Raw genomic sequence first — 18,508 nt, 5'->3', positions numbered from 1 at the left:
TTTCCAGAAAGAAGCGGAAGGAGGGGGAAAAATGAGTCTCAAACGTTCCGCGGTCAATGTTCTGGTTTGGCTCGCCGCATTGACCGCAGGGTTAGCATTCGTTGTATTGGCCCAGTCCAATGCAAAAAAAATCTTGCTGGCGTGTCTAATTTTGATTGCGCTGGCTGTGATCGTTGTGCTCCGGAAGTATTTGTCGTCCGAGCAATTGCTGATGCCCGTATTATATCTGCTCATCGCTGCAACTTTTGCCAACAATGCTTTTTTTGCGATTAAATTGGGCTTTTTCAGCCTGTTTCCATATCGAATACTTCTGATTCTGGCAGGATTCTTATTCATAGCGGAAATGTTGAAAGGCAGCCAGCACCTTGAAAAGTGGAAGCAGGTGCATGTCAAAGGCATTCTGATGTTTTTCGCGTTTTGGTTCTGCTATGGACTGATTTCGCTGCTATGGGTCAAGTCTGCCACTGATGGCATAAAATATCTGTTCCTATTGGCAATGGGAATGTTTTTTGTTTTTCTGGTTGTCATGTTTTTTCAAAAAATGGATCGTATTCTCGCGTTTTATTACATATGGCTTGTCATGACCGTATTTTTAATGGTCATCGGGTTTTACAATCACTTTACGTTAAACCACCTGCCGAGCTCGACCCTTTATAACGGGCCGCACTATAAACAGCACTATCCGACATCCGTTTTTTTCAACCAGAATGACTTTGCGACATTTCTGTCCATCAGCTTTTTCTTTTATTTATCTTTTTTCAAAAACATTAAAAACAGCTACTTAAAAATAGCGGGGCTGCTCCTTGCGTTCTGTTCGGCATACTTGATTTTCCTGACTGGATCAAGAGCCAGCATCCTGGGGGTCATAGCCGGCCTTGCCGTTTATGTGTTCATTTTGCTGCCGAAGGTGCTTAAAAAATGGGCGCTCATCGCCGCAGCTGCAGGATGTATCGCTTTTGTCACACTGTTTGCAGGAAAGATTACCGGAGCTTTTTATACATACTTTTTGGCTCCGCAAACCGCACACGATTTCAGCGAGCCGCTGCCATCCAATGTCGCCAGGGCGAATTTGTTGAAAAACGCCGGGCATTATGTGCTGGATACTTACGGATTTGGCGTCGGCGCCGGCAATGTGCCATATTATTTGGAGCATCATGCACTGTTCGATACGGACCGGGTCGTGGAGGTTCATAACTGGCTCGTTGAGATCATGACGAATTTTGGAGTGGTGATGATGCTCGGTTATTTAACGATGTACATTTATTTAATAACCGTGCTTTACAGATATTATAAAAGATCGCTTGGAAGACGGCCAAAGCTTCTTATTGAAGGTTTGACAGCCGCGCTCGTCGCCTTCCTTGTGTCAAGCATCAGTCCGAGTTCCGTCTCGAATTTATATTTCCATTGGGTGTTCCTCGCGCTTGTGATTGCGACGGTTAATACCTTTAGAGTCTGCGGAACGGATGAAACCGAACAGTATAGGTGATTTTTGAAAATCGAATTTAAAAACAGGGAGAAATTCATGTGATGAATTTAATCAAACGTATTGCTGGTAGAGTGAAAAAGTTTATTGTGGCGATTATTGCGCTTCCTCTTATTCTTGGTCTTGTCGGCTATTTTATGCCGAAGGGAAGCGTTGCTCCATCTAATTACACGGCTACTGTAACGATATCAACCGGGAACTATGGAGAAGCGAAGTACAACAATGCAAAGCAAGTGCCGCTGCTGTTGAAAAACGAAGCTTTTTTAAAGGACATTTTCCCGGATATGCCGGAAGAGGATCTGGCGCAATTGAAAGACGATCTGGCGATTGAAATCAGAACGGATTCACTTTTCAACTTAAGCTACACAGGGCCTGATAAACAGGAAACATTGGATACTTTAGGAAAAATTAAAGATGCCTATATGAAAGGCGATAAGGCGCTGTTCTCAAAAAGAGAAGAAGTCATTGAAAAGAATATTAAGGCGCTTGAAGACGAAACAGTCAGCGCTGATTCCAAAGTTGACAAACAGCGGTTTTTGTATGAGCTTGAAACAAGCAAGCTTGATATGAAGGCTGCTGAAGAAATTGAGCCGTTGATCGTGCTTGATAACCAGGCTGCCGGCATGTCGCCTAAGAAAAGAGCGGTGCTGGGCGTACTGATCGGTTTAGCGCTGTCATTTTTTATCATTGTCATTCCGGAAGTTTTCAGAGAACGTTAAATTTTTAATTGGGGATGTGGATCAGGACCATGACGAGGCAAAAACCTTTAATCTCTGTCATTACGCCTTCCTATAACGCGGAGGAATTTATCGAAAAAACCATTAAGTCCGTCTTAAATCAGACGTTTTCCGACTGGGAAATGATCATTGCCGATGATTGCTCAACAGATGGGACAAGAGACATTTTGAAGCGCTATGAAGAAGATGATGAGCGGATCCATGCCATTTTTCTGAAAGAGAATCAAGGTGCTGCAGCGGCGCGAAATGCGGCGCTCAGCAAAGCCGAAGGGCGCTATGTCGCCTTTTTGGACAGCGATGATGTTTGGAAAGCAGAAAAGCTGGATAAGCAGCTCGCCTTCATGAGAAAGCATCAGCATGCTTTCTCATTTACGGCATACGAGCTGATCAGCCAAGACGGCGAACCGCTTCATAAAACCATTCATGCACCCGTAAGCCTTACATATGATGATGTATTAAAAAATACGATCATCGGCTGCTTGACGGTGATGATTGACAGAGAACAAACGGGTGATATCCGGATGCCGAATATTAGAACCCGCCAGGATTTGGCGACATGGCTGTCCGTATTAAAGCGGGGGTTCAAGGCATATGGACTGAACGAACCCCTCGCGGAATACCGCATCGTTGAAACATCGATCTCCAGAAACAAGTGGAAGGCGGCGCGAAAAACCTGGTACGTATACAGGGAAATCGAACGACTTCACTTGATGAAAGCGACATGGTGCTTTTTCCATTACGCTAAGAACGCAGTAATGAAAAGATTATAACGGCATTGACAGAAAAGGTGATTGAAAGTGAAAGCAGATCAATTCATACACGTCATAGTAGCGACAGGTGAATGGGGGCAGGATCAGCTAAGATACAGAAGGCACCGCCTTGCTGAGTTTTTAGCAGGCCGCAAGGAGACGAAGGAAGTCATTTGGGTTTGTCCGTCTGAAAATCCTTCCCGTGAGACTTTTACATTGCTTGACAACGGAATCAAGCAATTTGCAGTCAAAGATTTTTTGAAAAAGAAAATATTCAGGTTTGCCCGCTACAAAGATGTTTTCTATCAAAGCAAGCTGAAGCCGCTGCTTGACCGGCTGAAAGAAGACGTTCAGGGAGAAAAGGTGTGCTTATGGTACACCTTCCCCGGCTTTCCGCTGCTGTCGTCGCTTTATCAATGGGATCAGGTCATCTATGACTGCAGCGACCTGTGGGCGGCCCCGATCAGCGGTAGCCAAAGCCTTGTCTCAGGATTCAGGCAAAAGGTCATTTTTGAAGCTGAAGGCAGAATCATCAAAGCTGCTGATACGATTTTTTGCACTTCCGAATACTTGCAACAAAATGTAGCAGACCGGCTTCAAGGAGAGACAAAGCCGGTTTTTACAATCGAAAACGGTGTGGAGTACAGCTTGTTTGCAGAAAATATGCAAAAAGCGGATGTATTGAAGGGAAGGGAAGGAACCGTCCTCGGCTTTATCGGAGGAATCAAGCCGAAGCTCGATTTTAAGCTCGTCAAAGAAGCTGCCAGAACAAAAAAAGAGTGGACATTTTTATTTGTCGGTCCTGACGGGACAAACGGAGACGAAGATTTTAAAGCGCTTCTTGAAGAAGATAATGTCATCTGGACGGGCCCCGCTGCGCCGTCAGAAGTACCAGCTTATATGAATGTAGTGGATATCGGTATCATGCCGTATAAACCGTCGCCATATAACAATGCGGTATTTCCTTTAAAGCTGTTTGAATTTTTGGCTGCCGGAAAGCCTGTCGCAGGTATGAACCTCCCTTCAACGGAAAAGGTTGAACAGGAACACGTTTACCGTCATTTAACAGGAAACGACCCCGCTGAATTTACAGCGGTTTGTGAAGAGCTGGAGCTTGCGCATGATGATGTTTCCCATGTGGAACTGCGCAGAAAGATCGCACGTGAAAGAGACTGGCATCATCTATTTTTAATGATGCTTGATAAATTGAACTTGAATAAGGATGCATAATTTGCGGCGGGGGATATTAATTCGTGATGTTTCTTTTGGCTGGAGCTTGTTATAATAAATAATGAAATTGTATAATGAAAAGGTATGATCTTTTATACGACCAGACTTCATTTAAAAAGGAGACTTCCTTATGTCTTATGAACGCACTGTAATTGCGTTTTTTGTCTCTCTCATTACTGTTTTAATTATTACTCCGCTTGTCAAACGTCTAGCAATCAAATCCGGGGTCGTGGATCAGCCGGATAAACGAAAGATACATGATAAAGTAATGCCGAGAATGGGCGGTTTAGCCATTTTTATAGGAGTATTGACCGGTTCGTTTGCCGGCGGCCTTTATGAAAACAGAATAACAGCAATTACACTCGGTGCTTTTATGATCGTCATTTTAGGCATTGTAGATGACAAATACAATTTAAGCGCGAGAATTAAATTTATCGTACAAGTATTAGTAGCCTGCATCATCGTCAGTACAGGCTTGAAAATGGAATTTTTATCGATTCCGTTTTGGGATCTTCGCTTTGATTTGGGGTGGCTCGCATACCCGTTGACGATTTTGTGGATCGTCGGGATCACCAATGCCATCAATTTAATCGACGGATTGGACGGACTGGCTGCGGGTATATCCGTCATCGGCCTCTCGACGATTGCCGTCATGGCGTTTTCTGCCGATAAAATCTTGATCTTCTCTTTGTCGCTGGTAGTCATCGGAAGCACGGTCGGCTTTCTGTTCTACAACTTCCACCCGGCGAAAATTTTTATGGGAGACACGGGCTCGCTGTTTTTGGGCTATGTGATCTCGGTTCTGTCGCTGCTGGGGCTGTATAAAAGCGTGACTCTGTTCAGCGTCGTCATCCCGATTATTATATTAGGAGTGCCGATATTTGACACGACATTTGCGATCATCAGGCGGATTTTAAACAAGCAGCCGATTTCGGCTCCCGATAAATCGCATATTCACCACAGGCTGATGGCCTTCGGCCTGTCCCATCGGAAAGCCGTTATCGTCATTTATTTAATCGGCGTCGTCTTCAGCCTGAGCGCCATTCTTTTAAAAACCGCAACCCTATGGGTGTCCATCTTCATCATCTTCGGCTTAATACTGTTCATGCAGATCATCGCAGAGGTGACAGGCCTTGTAAATGAGCAGTACAAGCCTTTTACGAAGTTTTACAGGCGGATGGTGAAGAGGAATTAATGAACGCAAAAAACCCCTGGTTTCCAGGGGTTTTATTTTTACCGCATTTCCGGAAGTATCATAAGCGGGTTTTTAATAATGGCTGAATAACTAAAACTTTATGAAAAGGAGGGTTATTTATGGATGATCATTACCTTGGACAAATCGAACAAATAGTGAAAGCATTGTATAAATCCTGGTCTTCAGATTCAAGTTCAAAATGGAGTAAGGATAACCCTGCCAAGGGACAATGCGGCGTAACCGCGCTAGTCGTAAATGATATATTAGGTGGAGAAATAAAGAAAACAAAGCTGCCTGAAGGGTGGCATTTTTATAATTTTGTCAATGGTAAAAGATATGATTTAACGGTTTCTCAATTCAAAGAAGACATCCTGTATATGGATATTCCCTCAAATAGAGACGAGGCATTCTCAGATACCAGCGAAAAACAGTATAATTATTTAAAGCATAGTATGATCAATCATTTGCCTTGTTCAAATAGTAAGTTACGCTAGCTTAAAAAGAAAGGGGAACCCTAAATATATAAAGAGTTCCCCTTCAATTTATTCATTTATGAATTTAACATTCAACAGAGCCGATCAATAAGAAGCAGCAGACGATTCAGCTGAGCTGTCCGCACCGTCAGCGGTTGCGGAAGATTCAGACGATGTTCCGCTCGAATCGGCAGCTGAGTCCGGGTACAAATGATGGGTCAATTCATTTTGCACGTTTTCCAGGTTTTGCTGGTCAGGCTCAAAGTAGTAAACATTTGCAATCGTAAGATCCTGTCCTGTGATGTTTAATGTTTTGATATCATCGCCGGCAAAGCCGCTGTAAATTTGTTGAAGCGCCAGCGCCTGCGTGATTCTAAAATTCGTCTGAATGTTTTTGCTTGCTTTTTGGGCAATTGTATCAATTTTAGCGAGGTTTTGCGGTTTTGAGATTTGATCAAGAGCGGCTTTTAAAATTTGCTTCTGTCTGTCGTTTCTCCCGAAGTCTCCACGCTTATCCTGTTTTCTCATCCTTGCGTAGGCAAGAGCTTCCTCACCATTTAGATGCATATTTCCTTTTTTAAAATAGATTCTCTTCGATTTGGAGACATCGCTTTTTTCGCTAAAGTCAAACGGCACATCGACATCGATTCCGCCGATTTCATCGATGACATCTTTAAACCCGTCAAAATCGACCGTTGCATAGTAGTCGATCGGGATGCCGAGGAAATCCTCAACCGTCTCAATTGTTTCATCCTTGCCGCCTTTTGCATAGGCCGCATTAATTTTTGTTTTTGTGCCGGTTGTGTCGCTGGCCAAATGAACCCTTGTGTCCCGCGGAATGCTCAGCATTTTCATCGACTTCTTTTTAGGATCGAGCGTCACGACAATCAGGGAATCCGTCCGGCCGTGCTCGCCGTTTGTCGAATAATCTTCAACCCCCATAAAAAGAATCGAGAACGGCTTTTTTTGAATATCAACAACATCGTCCCTGAGCTTCGACTTCTCTCCGCGTTCAAGCTCATCATAAGTGCCGTCAGCCGCGGAAATCGTGTTTATAATTTTATATATGCCCACTCCGCCGACTGCGAGAAGTGCGAGCAGCATAAGGACTATAAACCGTTTAATCAGCCTTCTCTTTTTATTCTTTTTTTTCCGCACTTTCACTTTAATACGCTCAGCCATAAGATGATTCTCCTTTAATTATTAAAAGCTTCTTCCAAATAGACTTGAATGCCTTCTCTATTCTCACTCTTGCCATTTGTTAATTCGGTTATCCATTCCGTAAATGCCTGTTTTTCGCTTTCCTTGACATACGTTTCAAATTCGACATCGTCTGCATAGTGAACGTCTTTTATTTGATAAGGGGACTCGCGAAGCTCGTTTTCAAGCTTGCCGATCCATGTATAGTTCACAGTGGTGTGCATGACCCGCATCAGCTTTCGTTCGACAACGCCGACATGGTTCAGCCCCTCTGACACGGATTTTCCGTAAGCCCTTATCAATCCTCCTGCGCCGAGTTTAATGCCGCCGAAATATCTCGTCACAACGGCGCATGTATCTTTAAGGTTGCGTTTCTTCAAAACTTCAAGCATCGGTACGCCCGCTGTCCCGCTCGGTTCTCCGTCGTCATTCGCTTTTTGAATTTGATCATTTTCTCCTATGACGTAAGCCGAGCAATTATGCGTCGCATTCCAATGCTGCTTTTTTATGTGGTTGATAAAGTTCTGTGCTTCTTCTTCAGTACTGACGCGGCTCAAGTGGCATATAAACCGGGATTTTTCAATCACGATTTCATGGGTCCCTTCACCTGCAACAGTCAGATAGCTTTGCAGCATGCCTGCTTACCTCCTGACAAGCCTGCGGCTGTTCTCCTAAAAATCGAACAGACTTAGAATTTTGGCGCGTATTTTGTTATGATTAAATAGAAATGGATCGGTAACCATAAAAAAACCAGAATACGCATTCTTTCATTATAATTCGACACGAATTTCAGTTCAATGAAATTTATGATAAAACTAAATGACAATGCTGTTACGGAGGGAAAATGGGTGAGCGTTTCCAAAATGGACTCCAAAGTTTTAGATTCAATCATTATGAAGATGTTAAAAACGGTTGACGGGAGCAAGGATGAAGTCTTTCAAATCGGAGAGCAGTCCCGCCAGCAATACGAAGGCTTGGTAGAAGAGCTGAAACAGATTAAACAGCAGGTCAACGAAGTCATCGATCTTGGAGACAGGCTGGAAGTGCATGCCCGCCATGCGCGGAACCGCTTGTCAGAGGTCAGCAGAAACTTTCATAAATTCAGTGAAGAAGAGATTCGCGAAGCTTATGAAAAAGCCCACAAACTGCAGGTTGAACTGACAATGATCCAGCAGCGGGAAAAGCAGCTGAGAGAGAAGCGTGATGATCTGGAACGGCGCCTTTTGGGGCTTCAGGAAATCATCGAGCGTTCAGAAGGGCTTGTCAGTCAGATTACCGTCGTCTTAAACTACTTAAATCAGGATCTGCGCCAGGTCGGCGTTCTCCTTGAAGATGCGCAGGCCAAGCAGGATTTCGGACTGCGGATTATCGAAGCCCAGGAGGAAGAAAGAAAAAGGGTCTCAAGGGAAATTCACGACGGTCCTGCGCAAATGCTGGCCAACGTTATGATGAGATCTGAACTGATCGAACGCATCTTCAGAGACAAAGGAACAGAAGAAGGCTTTCAGGAAATTAAAAACCTCCGGCAAAACGTCAGAAATGCTCTTTATGAAGTCAGAAGAATCATTTATGATTTAAGGCCGATGGCTTTAGACGATTTGGGATTGATACCGACGCTCAGAAAATACTTGAACACGATCGAAGATTATCATGGAAAAGCAAAGATTCATTTCCAATGCATCGGAGAATCCGAAGAAAGAAGAATAGCACCGCGGTTTGAGGTTGCACTATTCCGGCTTGCACAGGAAGCGGTGACAAACGCCTTAAAACACTCCGAATCAACTGAAATTCATGTTAAAGTAGAAGTGACAAAAGATTTTGTGACGCTGATTATCAAAGACAATGGAAACGGCTTTGACTTAAAAGAAGTAAAAGGCAAGAAGAACAAATCTTTCGGTCTGCTAGGTATGAAAGAAAGAGTCGATTTGCTCGAAGGCTCAATGACAATCGATTCGAAAATAGGTCTTGGGACATTTATATTGATTAAAGTTCCACTGTCTTTGTAAAGATAATTGTAAAATAGAGACAAAAGACATATTGACCATAAAAGCGGTGTGTTTAACAATGAGAATGGGGAGGCGTAGCTTGTGACTAAAGTAAATATTGTAATTATTGACGATCATCAGTTATTCCGTGAAGGTGTCAAACGGATTTTGGATTTCGAACCTACCTTTGAGGTAGTGGCCGAAGGAGACGACGGAGATGAAGCGGCTCGCATTGTCGAGCACTACCATCCTGATGTTGTTATCATGGATATTAATATGCCGAATGTGAACGGAGTAGAAGCGACAAAACAACTGGTCGACTTGTATCCGGAATCAAAGGTTATTATTTTATCCATCCATGATGACGAAAACTATGTTACACATGCATTAAAAACAGGAGCCCGGGGCTATCTGCTGAAAGAAATGGATGCCGATACGCTGATCGAAGCCGTGAAAGTAGTAGCTGAAGGCGGATCTTATCTGCATCCTAAGGTTACACACAATCTTGTGAATGAATTCCGCCGTCTTGCAACAAGCGGTGTATCATCTCACGCTCAGCATGAGGTGTATCCGGAAATCCGGAGACCTCTTCACATTCTCACAAGAAGGGAATGCGAGGTACTGCAGATGCTGGCGGATGGAAAAAGCAACCGCGGAATCGGCGAATCATTATTTATCAGTGAAAAAACGGTTAAAAACCATGTCAGCAACATCCTTCAAAAAATGAATGTAAACGACAGAACGCAGGCTGTTGTTGTAGCCATTAAAAACGGCTGGGTAGAAATGAGATAAAGATGGACTTGCCATAAGGCAGGTCTTTTCTTTTGGCAGAAAATTAAACTTTATAATGAAAAAAGCTGCTTTTTCTTTTAGAATAGAAAAGAGTATCTTTCATAAGGAAGGTTTATTTCATGAAAACAGCAGTAGTAACAGACAGTACGGCATATATACCTAAAGACCTGCGTGACCGCTACAATATTCATATGATACCTCTCAATGTGATCTTTGGAGAGACTTCATACAGGGAAGAGATCGATATGAGCTGGAAGGACTATTACAAAGAAGTAAAAGCCCACGAAAATCTCCCGACGACTTCCCAGCCCGCCTACGGCGAGTTGATTTCTCTCTATGAAAAACTCGGTGAAACATATGACGCGGTCATCAGCATCCACCTTTCCAGCGGCATCAGCGGAACATTCAACAGCGCTGTATCAGCAAGCGGTATGCTTGAAGGAATTAAAGTGTATCCGTTTGATTCGGAAATCAGCTGCATGGCTCAGGGTTTTTATGCGATCGAGGCGGCTGAGATGGCGGAAAAAGGAGCGGCTCCTGAGGAAATCATCCGCCACTTGGATCATATGAAAACCTCGATGAGGGCTTATTTTATGGTTGACGACCTTTCACATTTGCAAAGGGGAGGACGTCTGAGCGGCGCCCAGGCTTTTGTCGGAAGCCTTTTAAAAGTAAAGCCGATCTTGCATTTTGAGAACAAGCTGATCGTTCCCTACGAGAAAATCCGGACGAGAAAAAAAGCGATGAACCGTTTATTTGAGCTTTTTGGCGAAGATGCCGAGAAAGGAAAGCCGCTGAGAGCGGTTGTGATTCATGCCAACCGTGAAGAAGAAGCCGATCAAATAATCGAAGAATTGTCGAAGCAATATGCACATGTCGAATTTTATAAAAGCTATTTCGGGCCTGTGATCGGCACTCACCTTGGTGAAGGAGCGATGGGTATCGCCTGGTATACAGTATAAAAGCCAATCTCCGTTTTGCAAAACGGAGATTTTTTTTTCAACTGTTTTGAAGGGAGATTTTTAGATTTTGACTGTTTTACAAGAAACCATGGATGATAGATACTAAATGGCAGATTGGAGGTGATTCACATCGAACAACCGGCATTCTATACCCGTGAATTGCGGTCATGTTTGGAGCAGCGCCACCTTCTGAAAAGCGAACTTCCTTTTCGTGAATCCGTCGTTGATTGGCATATCCAAGAAGGCTTGATAAAAACGGAGGAAGGTATTAAAAAAACGAAGAAAGGCTTTATTTGTTTGAGGTGCGGCCAGCACGAACGCTCATTTTTCGCCCGGTATCCTTGCTATCGGTGCAGTAAATGCTGCGTGTACTGCCGATCCTGCGTCATGATGGGCAGGGTGAGCGATTGTACGCCTCTGTTGACTTGGCACATGCATGTCAGCCATAAATGGGCGCCTGTTCATACGGAGTGGAAAGGCGCGCTTTCAGCAGGTCAGGAGAAAGCGGCCAAATCCATTATCAATGCTATACGAAGAAAAGAAGAACTGTTGGTCTGGGCGGTTTGCGGGTCGGGGAAAACAGAACTTCTCTTTCAAGGGATCGAATTCGCGCTGAACAACGGCTTGACAGTATGTATCGCTACTCCGAGAACCGATGTCGTACTCGAGCTTGCTCCGCGGTTTCGCCAAGCCTTTCCAGGGGTGGAAATTGCCGCTTTGTACGGAGGAAGCTCAGACGTTGGGAATCTCTCGCCGCTTATCATTTCAACTACCCACCAGCTGCTCCGCTATAAAGAAGCATTTGACGTGATCATCATAGATGAGGTGGATGCTTTTCCGTATTCTATTGATAACACGCTGCAATACGCTGTTAAAAAATCGGCAAAACGGCAAAGCGCTCACATCTATTTAACTGCCACGCCTTCAGCAGATATGAAAAAAAGGGCTGAGAGCGGAAAGCTGGACACCGTCCGTATTCCCGCGAGATTCCACCGCAGCCCCTTGCCTGAACCTACATTGATTTGGTGCGGAAATTGGAAAAAGAGTTTGAAACGAAGAAAAGTTCCTTTTCGCCTCAAAAAATGGCTTTTTAAGCACCAAGAACTGCAGCAACCGGTTTTTTTATTCGTTCCCTCTGTCCCTGTTCTTAAATCTGTGGTCAGTGTGCTGAAAAAGGAAACATTTCGCGCTGAAGGAGTTTATGCCGATGACCCTGACAGAAATGAAAAAGTGAACCGGTTTAGGGAAAGTAAGCTTGAGGTGCTCGTGACAACAACGATTTTGGAAAGAGGAGTGACCGTCAAAAAAGCGCAGGTTGGAGTATTGGGGGCAGAGTCGGCGGTTTTTACCGAAAGCGCCCTCGTCCAAATGGCGGGAAGAGCCGGCAGGCATCCCGAGCACACAGATGGAGACGTCTGTTTCTTTCATTACGGCAGGACAAAGTCGATGAATGCGGCACGACGTCATATTCAAAACATGAATAAAATGTCTAAAAAGGAAATGTTGATTGACTAGTCTGATATTCATGGTAAAGTATACCTATGAATATAAAATGAGGAGCGGTGCCGGATGCTAGTCAACGCCAAAGAAGCTGTTTTGGAAGAGTTGTTTGATCAGTATATCGATCAGCTGCACATGAGCTGTACGTGCAGCAGGTGCAGGGAGGATGTGCTCGCCTTGGCTTTAAATGCAGTAAAACCGCAATATGTAACAGATCAGTCGAAGCTGGCTTACATAAAAGCAGAGCTCGTTGACAAACAAAAGAATACATCAATGCTTGTCACCTTGGCTGAAGCTGCCAGAAAGGTGAATGAAAACCCGCTTTGCGCAAGCAATCGAAGAGGGAGGGAATAAACTGAATTGTTTAATTTGTGCAGCGCCTCTTTTACATTCTCTCTCATGGCATTCTTTTTTCTTTTTACGATCAGAAGAGAAAATATGCAGGGAATGTAAAGAGAACTTTATCGAGATCAAAGGAACCGTATGCCCTAAGTGCGGACGGCCACAGGGGAGCGAAGAGCTGTGCGGTGACTGCGCAAAATGGGAGGCCAATCCGTTAACCCGCTCTCTTTTGAGGCAAAACCGCTCTGTTTATCTCTACAATACTTTCATGAAAGAAGTCCTTGCCCGTTTTAAGTTCAGAGGTGATGCTGAACTGGTCTTCGCTTTTGCCCCTTCATTTATCAGCGCTTTTCAACAATACTTCCGCCGCAGCCCGTCTGTTTTAGTTCCGATACCTCTCAGTGAAGAACGTAAAGCGGAGAGGGGATTTAATCAGGCGGAGCGTCTTGCTTCCTTATTACAAATACCCGTTATTCATCCCTTGATCAGAATCGAAAATGAAAAACAATCCAAAAAAAGCAGGAAAGAGCGAATTAAGCCAAAAACCGTTTTTAGAACCGAAAAGGGGTCAGTAAAGAATCTGGATGTCATATTGATTGACGACTTGTATACGACAGGAGCGACCCTTCATCATGCCGCTGATTGCCTGATGACATCCGGAGAAGCAAAATCTGTATCATCATATACATTAATTAGAAGCTAAATCATTTTTCTTCCCTGCCGATATAAAAAATAGAATTTAAGGATAGGGGTCAAAGTTTATGAGTCAATTGGCGAATTGTCCAAGATGTAACGCATTGTTTATGAAAAGCAGTTTTCAAACCGTTTGCGCTTCATGCTTGAAAGAAGAAGAGCGCGCGTATGAAATTGTTTATAAATTTCTGAAAAAACAGGAAAACCGGCAGTCCACGATGTTTCAGATCGTAGAAAAAACAGGTGTCGAAGAAGAGTTAATATTGAAGTTTATTAGACAGAAACGCATTCAAATCTCTAATTTCCCGAATCTCGGCTATCCGTGCGAAAGGTGCGGCACGCTTATTCGGGAAGGACGTTATTGCATGTCATGCGAGCAGGATTTGGCATCGCAAATGAGTCAATTAGACCAGCTGGAGCAGCTTGAAAGAGAGAGAAATAATAGTTCTAAAGGCACGTACTATACCTTTAAGCCCAAAAATGACTGATTCCCTAAACTAACTTGAAGCTCAGACGATAAAATGAGTATGATCATAGATAACTATGGCGGAAAGTGAGAGGAATCCCATGAAGATCAACCAATATGGAACACAACCTGTTAATCCTTATCATAAATCATTTGAAAAACAAACAGCTTCTTCACAGGGAGCAGCCCAGCCGGAAGACAAAGTTGAGATTTCCGCGAAAGCAAAGGAGCTGCAAAAAGGCCCTGATTTAATGAAGGAGCGTCAGGAGAAAATTGCCCAGCTGAAAGCAGCCGTGGAGAATGGAACGTACAAAGTTGACGGCAAAGGCATAGCTGAAAAAATGGTCAATTTTTATAAACAGCAATAAAAGGAGGAAGTCAGTTCAGTGAAACGGGTGATTGAAGAGCTGGAGCGCTTATGCGTGCTGCATGAACATCTGCTGTCTCTGTCGGAACAAAAAACGGAGGCGCTGAAGACGAACGAAATAAAGGCACTTTCAGAAATCGTGACGAAAGAACAAAAGTATGTGCAGGCCATTGAACAAACGGAGCAGTCCCGCATTGAAGCAACTAAAAGCTGTATCGGCAGCTCGGACGCGACGATCAGCGCATGTATCAGCAAAGCTGCGGGCGGCGAGAAAAAGGTGCTGGAACAGCTGTATGCCAAGCTCTCACAGCTCGTCACCCGTTTGAAGGATGTGAACGATTTGAACAAGCAGCTGACTTTTCAGTCGCTTCAATTTATCTCGCTTACATTTGATATGCTCCTTCCGAATGAAGGCGGTTCGAATTACGGAAAAGAGCAGCAGCCAAACCAGACAGGCGGGGTGAAACGGCTTTCTTTATTCGATTCAAAAGCTTAGAACGGAGTGAAAAAGATGACAAATCCAACTTTTTTAGGGCTGGAAATCGCAAAAAGAGGCTTGTCCGCGCAGCAATCAGCTCTGAGCGTGACAGCAAACAATATATCCAACGCCAATACCGAAGGGTATTCAAGACAGCGTGTTACATTTAAAGCATCAACCCCTTATCCGTCCGTATCAAGAGACTCTGTCGGACTTGCAGGCCAGATGGGTACAGGCGTTGAAATCGGTTCGGTTGAAAGGGTTAGGGACAGCTTTCTGGACTATCAATACAGGACGCAGAATACAAAGGCCGGCTATTACAATGCAAAAGTGGACGCTTTTAACCAAATGGAAGGGATTATGAATGAACTGAACGACACCGGACTAAACAAAGTTCTGAATTCATTCTGGAATTCCATTCAGGAATTGACGAACAACGCCCACGAACCGAGCGCTGCTTCTGTTGTTGCGCAAAAAGGGCAGGCGGTCGCCGATACATTTAACACTCTGTATGAATCGCTGACAACCGTTCAATCAAATTTAGGCGACCAGATTGATCAAAATGTGATGACGATTAACTCGCTTTTGTCCCAGCTGAACAGCTTGAACGAGCAAATCGCCAAAGTCGAGCCGAACGGCTATCTCCCGAACGATTTGTACGATAAGCGTGATCAGCTCCTTGATGAACTGTCTTCAATGGTTAATATCAAAGTCAGCTATGCGAAAACCGGCGGCAATCCACTCGCAACCGCTGAAGGCATTGTGTCAATAGAAGTCCTTGACGTAAACGGCCAGTCTCTGGGCAAGGTTCTTGACGGGCCAAACTTCACGACTGAAACTGTCAAAGTGAATTACGACAACGATACAGGCCTTGTGACGGGCGTTTCCCTCGGCGGGACGGATATCGGCATCGATTCGTTTACTAGCAAAGGGTCCCTGCTCGGTTTAATCGAATCTTACGGATATATGTCAAACGGTGAAGAAAAAGGTTTGTATCCCGAAATGCTCGCAGATCTGGATACGATGGCGCTTGCTTTTGCGAAAGAGTTTAATGCAGTCCATCAAAGCGGGTTTACTTCATCGGGAGAACCGGGAGGCATTTTCTTTGAATTTACCGGAGGAGAGGCTGAGCCTGCAAAGGGAGCCGCCGGCAAAATCAAAGTAGCCGATGAGATCATGAATTCAAAAGGCGATAAAGTCGCCGCATCGCTGAATGGTGAAGCGAGCGACAACGCCAACGCGACAAATCTCGCTAATGTCTTCACCAAGAAAATTCAAATCGGTGACAAAACGACGACCGTTTTAGACTATTACGCAGGCATCATCGGTGAAATGGGCGTAAAAGCTCAGGAAACAAACAGACTGGCCAAAAATACAGAAACGCTTGTAAACACTGCTGAATTGAACAGACAGTCTGTTAGCGCCGTATCATTAGACGAAGAAATGTCGAACATGATCCAATTCCAGCATGCTTATAACGCGGCTGCGAGAATGATTACGCTGCAGGACGAAGTCCTCGATAAGATTATTAACGGCATGGGTGTCGTGGGAAGGTAGGTAGAGATTCATGCGGGTAACCCAAGGGATGATTGCAAAAAATTCTTTGCGCTACATCAATTCAAGCTATGGAAAACTGGATAAGCTTCAATCCCAGATTTCTTCGGGAAAAAAGATCACAAAGGCATCCGACGATCCCGTCGTCGCGATGAAAAGCCTGAAGTACAATACACAGCTGTCCCAGGTTAAACAATATCAAAGCAATGCCTCGCAAGCTTTTACATGGCTTGAAAACACGGAAACGAACATTACAGAAGGCATTGATATCATGGCGAAAATCAGGGAGCTGACCGTTAAGGCTCAAAACAGTACAAACGGCAAGGATGAATTAAATGCGATCGGGGTCGAAATCGGCCAACTGAAAGACCAGCTGATTCAGATCGCCAATACGCAGGTCAACGGCCGCTACCTTTTTAACGGAACGAACTCTGACGTCGCTCCGATCACAAAAAACGCCGATGGTACTTACACATACAATTTTGAAAACTATACAAGCAGCTCTGACGTTCTCATCAATGTTTCGCCAAACGCAACCTTAAATGTAAACTCAAATCCGATTTCGGCTTTCGGCGGACAATCAAGCAGCGGACAAAACGTCTTTGAAATGATTGAGTCTCTCGAAAATGCCTTAAAAGCGGGAACAATGGAAGGAATGGAAAACGCCCTTTCAGACATTGACCAGTTCTCCAATCAGATGAGCAATGAGCGGTCTGATATCGGAGCGCGCTACAACCGGCTCGAATTGATCAATGCGCGGCTGAGCGAACAGGAAGAGACGGCGACAAAGGTATTGTCAGACAACGAAGATGTTGAGCTTGAGGAGATCATTACTGAATTTATTACACAGCAATCGGTTCACAGAGCTGCACTTGCCGTAAATGCGAAAATCGTTCAGCCGACACTGGTTGACTTTTTAAGATAAAAGCAACTCTATCCGAGTTGCTTTTTTTCAGCAAAAGGAGGATATCATAATGGAGATGCCTAGGCTGATCATGCAAAATATCCCCGGCCGCATCGGTTTAACAACGACGCCGCCAGATTTGAAAATGGAACAGCCGCGCGCTGACTTGAAAATCGAGCAGCCGCCGGCCGAACTGAAGATTACAACCACCCCTTCAAAGCTCACGATTGACCAGACAAAAGCTTGGGAAGACTTAGAAAGAAAGCATATATTTAAAAGGATTGAAGAAGGGGCGCAGCAGGGCTATCAGGATTGGCTCGCCGGAATGGCACGGACCGCTGAAGAAGGAGACGAAATGATGCGGATCGAAATCGAAGGCAATCCGCTTGCAGACCAGGCGAGGCGGAACAGCGAGCCTGAACCGATTCAAATCGGCGTTCATTTTACGCCGTCATTTGACAGGGTGAAAATCGCATACGAACCGGCTAAAGTGATCATTGAAGCGACGCCGCGCAAGCCTATCATCGAAGCAACGCCGAATAAACCGGTTGTTAACTATACGCCGGGCAGTGTGAAGGTTGACATGCTCCAATATCCGGAGGTAAAAATAGATGTGGAATACCCAAAACAAAAGTAATTCAGCAAAGGATCGTGAATGATGATCATTAAAACAAAGTATCACGGAGAAACGCAAATTCAAGAAGACCAGACAATCGTGTTTAAAAACGGCCTGCCTGGATTTACAGGGGAAAAGAAGTTCGTCATCCTGCCGCTTTCCGAGGATTCGCCGTTCGTCGTCCTTCAGTCGGTGCAGTCGGAAGAGCTGGCATTCATTGTCGCCAGTCCGTTCGTCTTTTTCAAAGATTATGGCTTTGATCTTGATGAAACGACGGTTGAACTTCTTGAAATCGAATCTGCCGAAGACGTTGAAGTAATGGCGATTTTAACGATCGAAGAGCCATTCGAGAAATCAACGGCCAATTTGATGGCGCCGATAGTGGTGAACCGCAGAAAGATGCTTGCCAAGCAAGTGATTTTGCATGACTCTTCTTATCTGACAAAGCAGCCGATAGGAGGGGAAGCATGCTAGTCTTATCCCGCAAGCTCAATGAAGCGATTCAAATCGGAGACGATATCGAAGTGAAAATCATATCCGTTGACGGAGATCAGGTGAAAATCGGCATCGACGCGCCGAAGCATATCGAAATTCACCGCAAGGAAATCTATTTGGCGATCCAGGAAGAAAACAGCCGGGCCGCTTCCATCTCAAACGATTTGCTTGCGAAATTATCCTCACAAAAAAAGTGAGGATTTTTTTATTTTTGCTATAAACAATTTCAAGGCACCTCCGATATAAAGTATGTAGCAGGAGGGACAGCCTGAATGCTTCAAACATGC

The 18,508-nt window shown here is 44.5% G+C and carries 22 protein-coding genes; 20 read left to right on the top strand and 2 right to left on the bottom strand.

All coding sequences use genetic code 11. From position 1 onward, the window contains the following. The first annotated feature begins 31 nt into the window (after positions 1 to 31). From tuaE to H7F26_RS03395, 6 genes are all read left to right on the top strand, one after another. Positions 32 to 1,486, top strand: coding sequence for a teichuronic acid biosynthesis protein TuaE (gene tuaE / locus H7F26_RS03420; RefSeq protein WP_073425430.1), 1,455 nt, complete (start codon positions 32 to 34; stop codon positions 1,484 to 1,486). 41 nt (positions 1,487 to 1,527) lie between these two features. Then, entirely contained in the window at positions 1,528 to 2,202 is a 675-nt protein-coding gene (gene tuaF, locus H7F26_RS03415) for a teichuronic acid biosynthesis protein TuaF (protein WP_009329675.1), read from the top strand. A gap of 29 nt (positions 2,203 to 2,231) precedes the next feature. After that, positions 2,232 to 2,990, top strand: coding sequence for a teichuronic acid biosynthesis protein TuaG (gene tuaG / locus H7F26_RS03410; RefSeq protein WP_009329674.1), 759 nt, complete (start codon positions 2,232 to 2,234; stop codon positions 2,988 to 2,990). A 27-nt stretch (positions 2,991 to 3,017) separates the two neighbouring features. Next, a complete protein-coding gene (gene tuaH, locus H7F26_RS03405) occupies positions 3,018 to 4,199 on the top strand; it encodes a teichuronic acid biosynthesis protein TuaH (protein WP_011198354.1) in 1,182 nt (393 codons plus the stop codon). 130 nt (positions 4,200 to 4,329) lie between these two features. Then, complete coding sequence (locus tag H7F26_RS03400) at positions 4,330 to 5,394, top strand: glycosyltransferase family 4 protein (RefSeq protein ID WP_003185739.1); 1,065 nt, start codon at positions 4,330 to 4,332, stop codon at positions 5,392 to 5,394. Between the two features lie 119 nt (positions 5,395 to 5,513). Beyond that, positions 5,514 to 5,888 (top strand): YunG family protein, encoded by a 375-nt coding sequence (locus H7F26_RS03395; protein ID WP_003185738.1) that lies wholly within the window; start codon positions 5,514 to 5,516, stop codon positions 5,886 to 5,888. A gap of 84 nt (positions 5,889 to 5,972) precedes the next feature. Here the strand turns inward: H7F26_RS03395 and H7F26_RS03390 are convergent, their stop codons facing one another. Both H7F26_RS03390 and H7F26_RS03385 read right to left on the bottom strand, forming a co-directional pair. Then, positions 5,973 to 7,049: an LCP family protein gene (locus H7F26_RS03390; RefSeq protein WP_003185737.1), complete on the bottom strand. Its 1,077-nt coding sequence runs from the start codon at positions 7,047 to 7,049 to the stop codon at positions 5,973 to 5,975. Positions 7,050 to 7,063: 14 nt separating this feature from the next. Next, on the bottom strand, positions 7,064 to 7,702 hold the full coding sequence (locus tag H7F26_RS03385) for a YigZ family protein (RefSeq protein WP_003185736.1): 639 nt from the start codon (positions 7,700 to 7,702) through the stop codon (positions 7,064 to 7,066). 213 nt (positions 7,703 to 7,915) lie between these two features. On the opposite strand from H7F26_RS03385, the gene H7F26_RS03380 reads away from it, so the two are divergent. From H7F26_RS03380 to csrA, 14 genes are all read left to right on the top strand, one after another. Continuing rightward, the gene (locus tag H7F26_RS03380; RefSeq protein ID WP_003185733.1) at positions 7,916 to 9,073 is read left to right on the top strand and encodes a two-component sensor histidine kinase DegS; all 1,158 of its coding nucleotides are present in this window, start codon (positions 7,916 to 7,918) and stop codon (positions 9,071 to 9,073) included. A gap of 81 nt (positions 9,074 to 9,154) precedes the next feature. After that, positions 9,155 to 9,844: a two-component system response regulator DegU gene (gene degU / locus H7F26_RS03375; protein ID WP_003185730.1), complete on the top strand. Its 690-nt coding sequence runs from the start codon at positions 9,155 to 9,157 to the stop codon at positions 9,842 to 9,844. Between the two features lie 119 nt (positions 9,845 to 9,963). Further along, a complete protein-coding gene (locus H7F26_RS03370) occupies positions 9,964 to 10,806 on the top strand; it encodes a DegV family protein (RefSeq protein ID WP_003185726.1) in 843 nt (280 codons plus the stop codon). A gap of 120 nt (positions 10,807 to 10,926) precedes the next feature. Next, complete coding sequence (locus H7F26_RS03365) at positions 10,927 to 12,321, top strand: ATP-dependent helicase ComFA (protein ID WP_003185720.1); 1,395 nt, start codon at positions 10,927 to 10,929, stop codon at positions 12,319 to 12,321. A gap of 54 nt (positions 12,322 to 12,375) precedes the next feature. Beyond that, positions 12,376 to 12,660 carry a late competence protein ComFB gene (locus H7F26_RS03360; protein WP_003185718.1) on the top strand — a complete coding sequence of 95 codons (285 nt, stop codon included), beginning with the start codon at positions 12,376 to 12,378 and terminating at the stop codon, positions 12,658 to 12,660. Further along, positions 12,617 to 13,351: an amidophosphoribosyltransferase gene (locus H7F26_RS03355; protein WP_011198352.1), complete on the top strand. Its 735-nt coding sequence runs from the start codon at positions 12,617 to 12,619 to the stop codon at positions 13,349 to 13,351. Before H7F26_RS03360 ends, H7F26_RS03355 begins: the two co-directional genes overlap by 44 nt. A gap of 58 nt (positions 13,352 to 13,409) precedes the next feature. After that, positions 13,410 to 13,829 (top strand): TIGR03826 family flagellar region protein, encoded by a 420-nt coding sequence (locus H7F26_RS03350; protein WP_003185715.1) that lies wholly within the window; start codon positions 13,410 to 13,412, stop codon positions 13,827 to 13,829. Positions 13,830 to 13,908: 79 nt separating this feature from the next. Then, positions 13,909 to 14,175 (top strand): flagellar biosynthesis anti-sigma factor FlgM, encoded by a 267-nt coding sequence (gene flgM / locus H7F26_RS03345; RefSeq protein WP_003185713.1) that lies wholly within the window; start codon positions 13,909 to 13,911, stop codon positions 14,173 to 14,175. Positions 14,176 to 14,193: 18 nt separating this feature from the next. Then, a complete protein-coding gene (locus H7F26_RS03340; RefSeq protein ID WP_003185711.1) occupies positions 14,194 to 14,670 on the top strand; it encodes a flagellar protein FlgN in 477 nt (158 codons plus the stop codon). A gap of 15 nt (positions 14,671 to 14,685) precedes the next feature. After that, positions 14,686 to 16,209, top strand: coding sequence for a flagellar hook-associated protein FlgK (flgK, locus tag H7F26_RS03335; RefSeq protein ID WP_003185709.1), 1,524 nt, complete (start codon positions 14,686 to 14,688; stop codon positions 16,207 to 16,209). Positions 16,210 to 16,219: 10 nt separating this feature from the next. Beyond that, complete coding sequence (gene flgL, locus H7F26_RS03330; protein ID WP_003185705.1) at positions 16,220 to 17,131, top strand: flagellar hook-associated protein FlgL; 912 nt, start codon at positions 16,220 to 16,222, stop codon at positions 17,129 to 17,131. 49 nt (positions 17,132 to 17,180) lie between these two features. Further along, complete coding sequence (locus H7F26_RS03325; RefSeq protein WP_003185702.1) at positions 17,181 to 17,747, top strand: DUF6470 family protein; 567 nt, start codon at positions 17,181 to 17,183, stop codon at positions 17,745 to 17,747. Between the two features lie 21 nt (positions 17,748 to 17,768). Continuing rightward, positions 17,769 to 18,200, top strand: coding sequence for a flagellar assembly protein FliW (gene fliW / locus H7F26_RS03320; protein WP_011198351.1), 432 nt, complete (start codon positions 17,769 to 17,771; stop codon positions 18,198 to 18,200). After that, positions 18,194 to 18,418: a carbon storage regulator CsrA gene (gene csrA, locus H7F26_RS03315; RefSeq protein ID WP_003185697.1), complete on the top strand. Its 225-nt coding sequence runs from the start codon at positions 18,194 to 18,196 to the stop codon at positions 18,416 to 18,418. Before fliW ends, csrA begins: the two co-directional genes overlap by 7 nt. The last annotated feature ends 90 nt before the right edge of the window (positions 18,419 to 18,508 follow it).

The organism is Bacillus sp. PAMC28748, from assembly GCF_014250415.1.
Lineage (GTDB): Bacteria > Bacillota > Bacilli > Bacillales > Bacillaceae > Bacillus > Bacillus licheniformis.
Note: the sequence above shows the minus strand (reverse complement) of the source record. Positions and strands in the feature narration are given on the sequence as shown.